The sequence below is a fragment of the Achromobacter veterisilvae genome (assembly GCF_037619525.1).
GTDB classification, from domain to species: Bacteria; Pseudomonadota; Gammaproteobacteria; order Burkholderiales; family Burkholderiaceae_B; genus Achromobacter; species Achromobacter veterisilvae.
The window spans coordinates 5834634-5846739 of record NZ_CP148753.1 but is presented as its reverse complement, the minus strand read 5'-3'; the positions used below and the strand labels follow the sequence as shown (position 1 = coordinate 5846739).

Annotated in this window: 10 protein-coding genes; 9 read left to right on the top strand and 1 reads right to left on the bottom strand. The window is 66.3% G+C overall.

Features of this window, described 5'->3' with window-relative positions; genetic code table 11:
• Positions 1-4: 4 nt before the first annotated feature.
• The 9 genes from WHX56_RS27190 to WHX56_RS27150 all read left to right on the top strand — a co-directional run bounded on the left by WHX56_RS27190 (position 5) and on the right by WHX56_RS27150 (position 11076).
• Positions 5-1180, top strand: a complete 1176-nt coding sequence (locus tag WHX56_RS27190) for an acyl-CoA dehydrogenase family protein (protein ID WP_129241653.1) — start codon at positions 5-7, stop codon at positions 1178-1180.
• 75 nt (positions 1181-1255) lie between these two features.
• Complete coding sequence (locus tag WHX56_RS27185; protein ID WP_338879494.1) at positions 1256-2749, top strand: long-chain-fatty-acid--CoA ligase; 1494 nt, start codon at positions 1256-1258, stop codon at positions 2747-2749.
• A gap of 43 nt (positions 2750-2792) precedes the next feature.
• Positions 2793-4151 (top strand): MmgE/PrpD family protein, encoded by a 1359-nt coding sequence (locus WHX56_RS27180; protein WP_338879493.1) that lies wholly within the window; start codon positions 2793-2795, stop codon positions 4149-4151.
• A gap of 72 nt (positions 4152-4223) precedes the next feature.
• The gene (locus WHX56_RS27175; RefSeq protein WP_129241650.1) at positions 4224-5435 is read left to right on the top strand and encodes an ABC transporter substrate-binding protein; all 1212 of its coding nucleotides are present in this window, start codon (positions 4224-4226) and stop codon (positions 5433-5435) included.
• A gap of 68 nt (positions 5436-5503) precedes the next feature.
• On the top strand, positions 5504-6388 hold the full coding sequence (locus tag WHX56_RS27170) for a branched-chain amino acid ABC transporter permease (protein ID WP_129241649.1): 885 nt from the start codon (positions 5504-5506) through the stop codon (positions 6386-6388).
• Positions 6389-6393: 5 nt separating this feature from the next.
• Positions 6394-8208, top strand: a complete 1815-nt coding sequence (locus tag WHX56_RS27165) for a branched-chain amino acid ABC transporter ATP-binding protein/permease (RefSeq protein ID WP_338879492.1) — start codon at positions 6394-6396, stop codon at positions 8206-8208.
• A complete protein-coding gene (locus WHX56_RS27160; RefSeq protein ID WP_287751486.1) occupies positions 8201-8935 on the top strand; it encodes an ABC transporter ATP-binding protein in 735 nt (244 codons plus the stop codon). The genes WHX56_RS27165 and WHX56_RS27160 overlap by 8 nt, the downstream gene beginning before the upstream one ends.
• Entirely contained in the window at positions 8932-10380 is a 1449-nt protein-coding gene (gene lpdA, locus WHX56_RS27155) for a dihydrolipoyl dehydrogenase (RefSeq protein ID WP_422393625.1), read from the top strand. Before WHX56_RS27160 ends, lpdA begins: the two co-directional genes overlap by 4 nt.
• 42 nt (positions 10381-10422) lie before the next feature.
• Positions 10423-11076, top strand: a complete 654-nt coding sequence (locus tag WHX56_RS27150; protein ID WP_129241646.1) for a TetR/AcrR family transcriptional regulator — start codon at positions 10423-10425, stop codon at positions 11074-11076.
• A gap of 34 nt (positions 11077-11110) precedes the next feature.
• On the opposite strand, the gene WHX56_RS27145 is transcribed toward WHX56_RS27150, so the two are convergent.
• A complete protein-coding gene (locus WHX56_RS27145) occupies positions 11111-12088 on the bottom strand; it encodes a Bug family tripartite tricarboxylate transporter substrate binding protein (RefSeq protein ID WP_129241645.1) in 978 nt (325 codons plus the stop codon).
• Between the last annotated feature and the right edge of the window lie 18 nt (positions 12089-12106).

The following is a 12106-nucleotide window of genomic DNA, read 5'->3' as shown; positions in this document are numbered from 1 at the left end:
CCCCATGGATTTTTCGCTTTCGGACGAGCAGAAGCTGATCGTCGAGACCGCGCGCCGGATCGGCGAAACCTACGGCGTGGACTACTGGTACGAACAGGACCGCGAGAAGGCCTTTCCGCAGGAATGCTGGCAGGCCATTTGCGACGCCGGCCTCGCGGGCGCCGCATTGCCGGAGGCGCATGGCGGGTCCGGCCTGGGCATGGTGGAGCTGGCGCTGATCGTCGAAGAGCTTTCGGCGGGCGGCGGCGGTTCGACGCTGGGCCAGTTGTTCATGATCAATCCGATATTCGGGGGCGTGCCCATTTCCAGGTTCGGCAGCGAACGGATGAAGCGCGAGCTGCTGCCCGGGCTGATAGGCGGGCAGATCAATTTCTGCATGGCGCTCACCGAGCCGGACGCCGGCACCAATACGCTGGCCATGAAGAGCTTCGCCGAAGCGCAGCCGGACGGCGGCTGGAGGCTGGACGGCCGGAAGATCTGGATCACCGCGGTGGACGCCGCGCAGAAAATGCTGGTCGTGGCGCGCACCGCCAAGCCGGTCGAAGGCGCGCGGCCCACCGACGGAATCTCGATGTTCATCATCGACGTCGAGCGAGAGGGCCTGACCTATTCTTCCATCGACAAGGTCGGCACGCAGACCCTCAGCGCCTGCTCGGTGTTCTTTGACAACGTCCGTATCGAACCGCATGAACTGGTCGGCACGCTGGACAAGGGGTTCCGCGAACTTCTGGACGTGCTCAATACCGAGCGCATTGTGACGACGGCCAGCCTGGTCGGGGCGGGCCGCCTGGCCGAACGCCTGGCGGTGCAGTACGCCAACGATCGCAAGGTATTCGGCGGCAAGCCCATCAGCGCCTACCAGGGCCTGCAGTTTCCCCTGGCCCAGTCGCACGCCGAATTGCAGTGCGCCCGCCTCATGAACCTGAACGCCGCCGCCCTGTGCGACCAGGGGCTGCCGTACGGAACCGAGGCCAACATCGCCAAGCTCATCGGCTCGCAAGCGGCCAGCCATGCCATCGAACGCAGTATGCAGACCATGGGCGGCATGGGCTATGCGCGTGAATTCCACGTCGAGCGGCTGTGGCGCGACGCCCGCCTGTTCAAGTTTGCGCCGGTATCCGAGGAGATGATCCTGAACTACATCGCCATTCACGACCTCGGCATGCCGAAATCGTACTGAACCTGCACAATCGAGACGCGGGACCGGCTTCGGCCGCTACCCGCGCACTGAGCCGCCATCCAAGGGAGACCCAACATGTTCAACCTGAGCGCATCGATTGCGTATCACGCCCGGCGCGAGCCCGATCGCGCAGCCATCATCTACCGGGACGAGGCGATAAGCTACGCCGACTTCCACGAGCGGATCCGCCAGGCGGCGGCCCTGCTCCAGTCGCGCGGCGTCGGCCGCAACGACGTCGTGGCCCTGTTCATGAAGAACAGCGCCGCCTTCCTGGAACTCGCTTTCGCCGCCAGCTATCTCGGGGCTGTCTTTCTGCCGATCAACTATCGGTTGGCGGCCCCGGAGGCCGGCTACATACTGGAAGACGCCAACGCCAAGCTGTTGTTCGTGGATGACGAATTTCCGGAAATCGTGGCGCTGGAAACGCCCAAGGTGATCGTCGATGCCGCGGCCCAGGCCGATTCGCGCCGCCTGGCCGAGCCTGGCCTGGCCGTTCCCGAGCAGGCCGCCACGGCGGAGCACGACCTGGTGCGCCTGATGTACACGTCGGGCACCACTTCCAGGCCGAAGGGGGTGATGCATTCCTACGGCAACATCCACTGGAAGTCGATCGACCACGTCATCGCGCTCGGGCTGACCAGCAAGGAGCGGCTGCTGGTGGTCGGGCCGCTGTACCACGTCGGGGCGTTCGACCTGCCGGGCATCGCGGTGCTTTGGGTGGGCGGCACGCTGTGCGTGCACCGTGAGTTCGATCCGGAGGCCGTGCTCGCGTCGATCGAACGCCATCGCCTGACCTGCGGATGGATGGCGCCCGTGATGCTCAGCCGCGTGCTGGCCGTGCCGAATCCCGAGCGGTTCGCCCTGGAGACCTTCGGCTGGTGCATCGCCGGCGGCGAGAAGACGCCCGAATCCCGCATCCGCGACTTTACCCGCGTGTTCACCCATGGCCGCTTCATCGACGGTTTCGGCATGACGGAGACCTGCAGCGGGGACACGCTGATGGAGCCGGGCCGCGAGATCGAGAAGATCGGTTCCACCGGCCGCGCCCTGCCGCACGTGGAAATCCGCATCGCCGATCACGAAGGACACTGGCTGCCGGCCGGCCAGATAGGCGAAATCTGCGTGCGGGGGCCCAAGGTGACCCGGGGGTACTGGAACGCGCCCGAAAAAACCGCCGAGGCCTTTTTTGGCGGCTGGTTGCGCAGCGGCGACGTGGGCTACCTGGATGACGAAGGCTTTCTGTTCGTGACCGACCGCAGCAAGGACATGATCCTGACCGGCGCCGAGAACGTGGCTTCCAGCGAGGTCGAGGCCGTCCTGTACGAAATGCCGCAGATCGCCGAAGCCGCCGTCATCGGCGTGCATGACGAGAAATGGGGCGAGCGCATCACCGCCGTCGTGGTGCTCAATCCCGGGCAGACGTTGACGCTGGAGGAGATCGATCGCCATTGCCGCAAGCGCGTCGCCAACTTCAAGGTGCCGCGCGAGTTGAAGATCGTGGAGGAGCTGCCCCGCAATCCGTCCGGGAAAGTCCTCAAGCGGGTGCTGCGGGACCAGTACAACGCCTGACGCTCCATCGGGGAGCGGGCGAGACAGAAAAGGGGAAGACATCATGCGTTTGGCCGGACGATTCGCGGAATTTTCCGCGCAGCTTGCCATGGGGAACCTGCCGCAACCGGTGATCGAAAAAGCCCGGGCCTGCGTGCTCAACGGCTACGGCATCGCGCTGGGTTCGCATCCCACGCCGTTTTTCGGCGTGGCCGAGCGCGCCGCGCTGGCCATGGACGGCGAGCGTCCGGACGGCGCCACGCTGCTGGGCAGCGGCCGCCGCAGCACTGTCGCCGGCGCGGCGCTGGCCAACGCCGCGTTGTTCCATGGCCGGGCCCAGGAGGACACCTGCGGCGTGGCGCATTTCGGCGCCATCCTGCTGCCGCTGCTGACCGCGCTGGTGGAGCGGGGGGAAGGGCGCATGGAGGATTTCCTGCCGGCGCTGGTGGCGGGATATGAAGTGGGCGGCGCGCTGGAGTCAGCCTATTCGGCGCGGACCACGGCGGCGGGACTGCGCGCGTCGCCGCTCTACGGAACGATCGCGGCCGCGGCGGCCACGGCGCGGCTGTGGCGCTTGTCCGTGGAGCGGACCGCGGCGGCCCTGTCCAATGCCGCCTCGTTCACGGGTGGCATCCTGCAATCATTCGGAGACGGCACCGACGAGTGGCGCTATCAGGTCGGCATGGCGGGGCGCAACGGTCTGGCGGCCGCGACGCTCGCGGCCAACGGTTCGGTGTCGGCGGCCGGCGCCTTCGAGGGGCACGCCGGCTTCACGCGCGCCTTCGTCCGGGCCGAGTGCGATGCCGATGCCATCGCCGGCGGATTGGGCAGGGACTGGTCCCTGCTCAAAGTCACGTTCAAGCCCTATCCCGTATGCGCGCTCAACCAGACGCCGGTGCGCGCCAGCCTGTTGTTGCGCGAACGGCTGGGCGACCGGATGGACGGCTTGCGGGGCTTGCGGGTCTACCTCAATCCCACCGTCGTGGGTTATGCGGGCATGGACAAGGAAGGGCCGTTCCAGAGCGTTTCCGGGACGCTGATGAGCACGCAGTTCTGCGTGGCCACGACATTGCTGCATGGCGCGCCCACCATCGCGCGCATGGCGGATTTCGACGACGCGGCCGTCAAGGGCCTGATCCCCCGGATCACGCTCCACGCCGACGAATCGCTGGGTTTGCTGGCCTGCCGCCTGGAGGCCGATACGGGCAATGGCGAGCCCCCCTCCATCCTGCGGATGGACACCGACCATACCGAATACAGCTACGACCGGGCCCGTGTATCGACGCTCGTGCGCGGCATCGGCGAGGAAACCGGCGTGGCGCAACGCGCCTACGACCGCATCGAACGATTCGCGGCCGCCTTGCCGGACGCGGACCTGGACGATGTCCTGGCCGCTTTCAAAGAGATCCAGACGGCCCGCTGAGAGGCCCGCGGATGGCGCTTCGCGAACCCGGAGCGCCTCACAACGACGAGCAAGAACCTAGGAGGAGACAATATGTCCTGGTACAGGAAATCCACGCCCACGTGGCTGGCGGTGGCGGCCGCCATGCTGGTTTCAGGAAGCGCCCTGGCTGCCGACACGGTCAAGATCGGCATGACGTCGGCCCTGACCGGCCCCTACAGCGAATTCGGCGAAGGCAACCGCCGCGCCGTCGAACTCGCTGTCGAGCAGTGGAACGCCAAGGGCGGCATCAACGGCAAGAAGATCGAGATCGCCATGCTGCTGGACGATCAGTTGAATCCCGACCGCGCGGTGCAGAACATGCGCGCGATCCTGGACAACAAGGAGATCGTCGGCATCATCGGTCCGGCCGGCAGCGGCCCGACGCTGGCGGTGATCGACATGGCCCAGGCGGACGGCCGGCCCTACATGAACCCCATCGCGCAGACGCCGGTAGTGACCTACTCCGGCGAGAAGACCGGCGAGAAACCGCGTCCCAATGTGTTCTCCTTCGCGCTGCAGAACGACATCGAGGCGGTAGCCATGGGCGAATACCTGGCGAAGCGCTTCAAGCGCGTCGGCATCGTGCATGAAAGCACCGCCTACGGCGTGACCGGCGTCGATTACCTGGCCGCCTCCATCGGCAGGAACGGCGGCGCCAAGCCGGTGGCCACGGACTCCTACAACCAGGGCGCGCAGGACATGACCGCGCAAGTGGCGCGCATGAAGCGCGCCAACGTCGATGCGATCGCGGCCATCGGCCTGGGCAAGGACCTGGCCGTCCTGCGCCGGACCATGGCGCGGCTCAACGTGAACGTCCCGCTGGTCGCTTCCAACGGGGCGTTGGGCCAGCCCTACCAGGAAGGCGCCGGCGACCTGACGCTGGGAACCCTGGGCACGATGATAGGCGCGTTCGGCAACCCCTTGCGCCCGGCCGCGGCGGATTTCGCCAAGGCCTACAAGGCCAAGTACGGCGCGGACCGCTGGTGGGGCAACGACCCGGAGAATCCGCAATTGTTCATGGCGATCTCGGTGTCCAACGGCTATGACGCGGCCAACGTCCTGTTCGAAGGGATACGGCTGGCCAATTCCAGCGACCCCAAGGCCATCATTGCCGCGATCGAGTCGATCAAGGACTTCCAGGGCGTGAACACCACCTACAACTTCTCGAAGGACCGCCACCATGGCATCGAGACCGACGGCGTGAAGGTGTTCGAGTACGTCAAGAAGGACGACAGGATCCGGCTGCAGCCGGTTGCCCAGTAATCGGCGAGCCGCGCATCCGGCGCCGTATCGCTCCGGATGCGCGCCATGCCTGCATGGATGATGGTGATATGGATTTCTTTATCCAAATGGTCGTTTCGGGATTGAGCGTCGGCGCCGTCTATGCGCTGATCGGCCTGGGCCTGAACCTGACGTTCTGGACCACGCGCGTGCTCAATTTCGGGCAGGGCTCGGTGCTGATGGCCGGCGCGATGCTGACGGCGGTCATGGTCGGCGCGGGGGTCAATGTCTTTCTCGCGGTGGGTGTGTCGCTGCTGGCGACTTCCTTCATCCTGTGGGTGGTCGAACTGGTCGGGGTCCGTCCCACTCGGCGCATCGCCGGCAGCATGGGGTGGGTGGTTTCCACCCTGGGGATCGGAATTTTCCTCCAGGGAGTGGCGAGCTGGCTGTTCGGCACGCAGGCGGTGGCGTTTCCGGACGTGCTGTTCAGCAGCGCGGATACCGTCGAGTTCATGGGCGCCTATCTCTCGCTCCAATACATCGCCGTGTTCGCCATCAGCGTTCTGATCGTCTGCCTGATGGAACTGTTCCTGCGGCATTCCGTCTGGGGCTACGGTGTGCGCGCGGTCGCTCACGACCGCGAACTGGCGTCGCTGATGGGCATTCCGGTCTACCGCGTGGTGGTTTTCTCATTCCTGGTCAGCGGCGTGCTGGCCGGGGTCGCCGGCATCCTGGTCTCGCAGGTGTCGGGCACCGTCGATCCGAATTTCGGCCTGCACCTGCTGATCCTGGCCTTCGTCGCCGCCGTGATGGGCGGGATGGGCAGCGCGTTCGGCTCGCTGGTGGGCGGGTTGATCCTCGGCGTCCTGGAAAAGCTGGTGGGCGGCTATGTATCCCCCGCGGCCGCGGAGGTCGTCGCCTTCGCGCTTCTGATAGGCGTGTTGACGGTGCGGCCGCAGGGGTTGTTCGGCAAGCGCGAAACAGTGAAGGTGTGACGACGATGAAACAGCTAGGGCAACTCCTGACGAATTCCTGGACGCTGGGCGCGCTGGCCGTGGCGCTGGCCATCGGGGCCGGCCACGTCGCGACCGGCACGGTGCAGATGTGGAGTTTCGTCATCATCAACATCCTGCTCGCGCAGGGAATCAACCTCCTGACGGGCATCAACGGCCAGATTTCCCTCGGCCACGCGGGTTTCTTCGCCATCGGCGCCTATGCCAGCGCGATCGCGCTGAAGTCCTTCGGCATTCCGTTTCCGGTCGCGCTGGTCCTGGCCACCTTCGCCGCGGCGGCGGTGGGGTTCCTGCTCGCGGGACCCGCCGGCCGGGTGCGCGAGTTCTACCTGGCGATGATGTCGCTGGGGTTCGGCCTCATCGTCTACGAGCTGGCGCGGGAGTTGCGCGGCGTCACGGGCGGGGTCATGGGTATGCGGGGCATTCCGTCGTCGCAGATCGGCACGTTGCAGATCTTCGGCTGGCACATCGACACGGTCGCCTATTTCCGCATCCTGCTGGCGGTGTTGCTGCTGGTGATGCTGATGCTGCGCAATTTCGTGAAAAGCCATTTCGGCCGGGCTTTCTACGCGGTGCACGTCAGCGAGATCGCCGCGGGTTCGCTGGGCATTTCGCAAGCCGCCGTCAAGCGCGCCGCCTATGCCATCAGCGGCGGCCTGGCGGGCCTGGCCGGGGGATTCTACGCCCACATGATCGGCTATCTCACGCCCGAGAGTTTCGGCCTCATGCGTTCCATCGAGATACTGGTGATGTCCATCGTGGGCGGCCTGGGCACGTTGGCGGGGCAGGTGTACGGCGCCATTCTCTTCACCTATCTTCCCCAGAAGCTGCAGGCCTTCAACGACTACCAATACATCGTTTACGGCTTGATCCTGGTGTTCATTTTCACGCTGCTGCCCAAGGGGCTGGCCGGCTTGCTGCGCACGCAGACGCGCTACAGCAAGTTCGACCAGTTGGGGGCCGCCGCCGCGGGCACGGCCGAACCTCCGCTGTCCGTGCGCGAGCCCAAGGCGGGGCAGGACGCCGGCCAGCCGTTGATACGCATCGAGGACGTGGTCATGGAATTCTCGGGCCTGCGCGCGCTGGCCGGGGTCTCGCTCGCGCTGCGCGCGGGGAGCATCACGGCGCTGGTCGGCCCCAACGGGTCGGGCAAGAGCACGCTGGTCAACGTCGTGAGCGGCATCTATACGCCGACCTCGGGCCGCATTCTCTACAAGGGCCGGGACATCGCCGGCTGGCCGGCGCACAAGGTGGCGCGGGCCGGCATCACCCGCACATTCCAGGACCCGCGCAACGTGCCCACCTTCACCGTGCGCGAGAATATCCTGATGGGCGCCCACCGCCGCTATCGGCATGGCGCCGTGGCCGCGGCGCTCAATACGTCCGCGGCGCGGCGGGAGGAAGGCGCATTCCTGCGCCAAGTGGATGCGCTGATGGCGGCGGCCGGGCTGGCCGAACAGGCGGACGCCACGATGAGCGAGCTGCCATACGGCATCCAGCGGCTGGCCGAAGTCGCGCGCGCCCTGGCGAGCGATCCGGAATTGCTGCTGCTGGACGAACCGGCGGCCGGCCTGTCGGAAGTGGAATCCGCGCATTTGGTCAGGCTCGTCCGCCTGGCGCGCGACCATGGCGTGGCCATCATGATCATCGACCATCACATGGATTTCCTGGCCGAACTGGCGGAGGAGGTCGTGGTGTTCGAGGCCGGAGAAGAGATCTACCGGGGCGACATGGACGGCATGCGCGCCGACTCGGCAGTGATCCAGGCCTATCTCGGCGTTGAGGAGCCCGTCCATGCTTGAAGTACGCAATCTGCAGGTCAGTTACGGAGCGATCGAGGCCGTGCGCGGCGTCAGCCTGACGGCGCGCCCCGATGGAATCACCGCGCTCATCGGCGCCAACGGCGCGGGCAAGTCGTCCTTGATGCGCGCGATTTCGGGTGTCACGCCCATCAAGGGCGGACAGATCCTGCTGGACGGCGAGGACATCTCGCGGCTGCCGCCGCACGAGCGAGCCCGCCGCGGCCTGGCGCACGCCATGGAAGGGCGGCGGATCTTCCATCAGCACACGGTGGAGGAGAACCTGATCACGGCCTGGCATTTCCGCAAGCCCAAGGGCAATTTCAAGGTCGCGCTGGAACAGGTGTACGGAAATTTTCCCGTCCTGGCGCAGCGGCGGGCGGCCAAGGCGGGGACGCTGAGCGGCGGACAGCAGCAGATGCTGATCCTGTCCATGGCCACGCTGCACGAGCCGCGCTGCGTGCTGCTCGATGAGCCGTCGCTTGGCCTGGCGCCCATCGTGGTCGCCCAGATCTTCGACTTCATCAAGCAGTATTGCGCGCAGGGCAAGCGGGTCGTCCTGCTCAGCGAACAAATGGCCAGCCTGGCGCTCAAGGTGGCCGATTTCGGCTATGTGCTCAAGCATGGCCAGACGGTGTTCGAAGGGACGCGCGACGTGCTCACGCGCAACGCGGGCACGGAGCTTTCCAGCGCCTATCTGGGCGGAAGCAGGACGGAACAGGCGACATGAAAACGGACAAAACGGAAAAAGCGGACAAAGGGCCGATGGGCGACGTCATCGATACGGAATTGCTCGTCCTGGGCGGCGGGCCTGGCGGCTATACGGCGGCATTCCGCGCCGCGGATCTCGGCCTGTCCGTGACGCTGGTGGAAGCGCGCGAGACATTGGGGGGCGTCTGCCTGAACTTGGGCTGCATCCCGTCCAAGGCACTGCTGCACGCCGCGCGGTCGCTGGAGGACGCCCGGGCCTTGTCCGAACTGGGCATCGAGTTCGGCGAACCCCGGATTTGCCTGGACAAGCTGCGGACCTGGAAGGAGGCGCTGGTCGCCAAGCTGAGCGGCGGCCTTGCCGGCCTGGCCCGCCGGCGCAAGCTGCGGGTGGTGACCGGCAGGGGGGCATTCACCGGCCCGAACCGCCTGGCGGTCGCCGATGGCCCCACGGTGAACTTCAAGCAGGCCATCGTCGCCGTGGGGTCGCATCCCGTGCGCCTGCCGGGCCTGCCGGAAGACCCCCGCATCATGGATTCGAGCGCCGCGTTGGCGCTCAAGGACGTTCCCGGGCGCCTGCTGGTCGTGGGAGGCGGCGTCATCGGGATGGAACTGGCCACGGTCTACGCGGCGCTGGGCGCCCGGGTCACGGTGGTGGAGCTGACCGAGGGCCTGCTGCCGGGTTGCGACCGCGACCTGGTCAAACCGCTGGAAGCGCGCGTGGCCGGCCGCTACGAGGCGATCCTGACCGGCACGCGGGTGGTCTCCGCGCAGGCGCGCGAAGATGGCGTGCACGTCATCTTCGAGGGGGCGAGCGCCGCCGGGCCCCAGGTGTATGATGCCGTCTTGGTGGCCGTCGGCCGCCGGCCCAACGGCGCCGGGATCGGGGCCGAACGGGCGGGTGTCCAGGTGGACGAGCGCGGCTTCATCGCGGTGGACGCCAGGCAGCGCACCAATGTCCCGCACATTTTCGCCATCGGCGACGTCGTCGGGGAACCCATGCTGGCCCACAAGGCGGCATACGAAGGCAAGGTGGCCGCCGAAGTCGCCGCGGGCAGGAAGGCCGGCAACGACGCCAAGGTCATTCCAGCCGTCGCGTACACGGATCCCGAAGTGGCTTGGGTAGGTTTGACGGAGACGGCCGCTCGCCGGGATGGCGTGGCGTACGAGTCGGCCAGCTTCCCATGGGCGGCCAGCGGCAGGGCATTGAGCCTGGGACGCGGCGAGGGCTTGACCAAGATCCTGGTCGACCCGCGCACCCATGCCTTGCTGGGGGTGGGAATGGTGGGGCCGCAAGCGGGCGACCTGATCGCCGAGGCGGCGCTGGCCATCGAAATGGGCGCGGAGCCCGGCGATATCGCGCTGACCATACACCCGCATCCGACCTTGTCCGAGACACTGGCGTTCGCCGCCGAAGCGTATGAGGGCACGCTCACCGAGTTGTACCTCAATGGGAAAAAAAGTTAAATATGCGGCCGGTCCACGCAACTCACCGGGAGGGTTTGATCAGTGGCAACATGGAATAATTCGGTGCCGACGCACAAGGCGATGCATCAGTTGAAGCGCGAAGCGTTGTTGCGCCAGGCGATTGCCGCGTTCAACCAAAAAGGATTCCACGCTACGTCGCTCGGCGATATCGCGACCAGCCTTGGCGTCACCAAGGCCGCCTTGTATCACTACTTTCCGAACAAGCATGCGCTGCTGTACGAAGCCTTCGCTGAGGCGTTGCGCGTGGGCTTCGACGCCATCGAACAGGCGGAACGCAAGGGCGGCACCGGCCTGGAGAAACTACAGCTCGCCCTCAAGGAGTACCTGGAGGTGACGCTCAGCGAAATGAGCCGGTGCGTCATCATCACGGAAGAGCACGCGCTCGAGCCGGACGACCGGGCCGAGATCGTCAGGCAACGAGACCGCTTCGAAGCCAAGCTGCGCGGTTTCGTGCGCGAGGGGATCGAAGACGGGAGCGTCATTCCCTGCGATCCCAAGCTGGCCATTTTCTCGATTTTCGGCGCCGTGAACTGGGTGCCGAAGTGGTATTCCGATTCGGGCGAATGGAACAACAAGCAGTTGGCCAAGGGCATGTCCGAACTGCTGTGCCGTTCCATCGCCAGGCATCCGCCCGAAGCCTTTGCGCCCGATATCGGCAAGATGAAGGCGGACTAGGGCTCACGGCGATCCGATCGCCGTTCCCCGAAGGCTATTCGGCCTTCATGCCGGCCGACTTGACGATGCCGCCCAGGCGCTTGTCTTCGGCGGCGATGAAGGTCTTGAACTGCGCTACCGAGTTGGGTATGGGCTCGTAGCCGGCGTCGTTCAACTGTTTCTTGATCGCCGGCGTCGCCATGACCTGGGCGATGGCGCGGTTCATCGCCTCGATGACGGCGTCGGACGTTCCCTTGGGCGCGTACATGCCGCCCCAATGCGTGATATTGATTTGCGGGAAACCCTGCTCGGCCGTGGTCGGCGTGTCCGGCAGCAAGGGCGTGCGGTGGTCCGCGGTCGCGGCCAGCGCGCGCACCCGGCCGGCGGCGATGTAATTCCGGATCGATACGCTGGCTTCCGACGCCGCGTCGACCTGTCCGCCCATCAGCGCCGCGGAGCTTTCGGAGCCGCTCTTGTAGGGCACGATCGTCACGGGAACGTTCAGCGCCTGGCCCAGCATTTCGCCGACGAAGTGGCCGGTGCTGCCGGATCCCGCGGTGGCGAACAGGATGGGGTGTCCGCCGGCGCCGGCCTTTTTCTGCCAGTCCTTGAGCGTATGGATATCGCTCTTCGCATTGACGACGATCACCGACGACGATTCGAACAGCAGTCCGACGGGCACGAGGTCGGAGTCTTCATAGGGCATCTTGGCGCGCAACAGCTTGTTCGTGATGGCGCCGTTGCCCGCGACCAGGAAGATATAGCCGTCCGGATCGCTCTTGGCGACGGCGTCGGAACCGATCAGGCCGCCGGCTCCCGGCCGGTTGTCGATGACGACGGGCTGCTTCAGGTGTTCCGACAGCCCGGTCGCGAAGATGCGTGTCATGGCGTCCAGTTGGCCCCCCGCGGAGAACGGTACGACGAGCCGCAGCGGTTTCGTGGGCCAGTCGGCGGCGTGCGCGCCGGAGGCGAGCGCCAGCCCTGCCGCCAGCGCCAGGGCGCGCAGCGGGGAGTAGAGTCGTTTTGCGTACATGGTTGTCTCCTTTGGTTA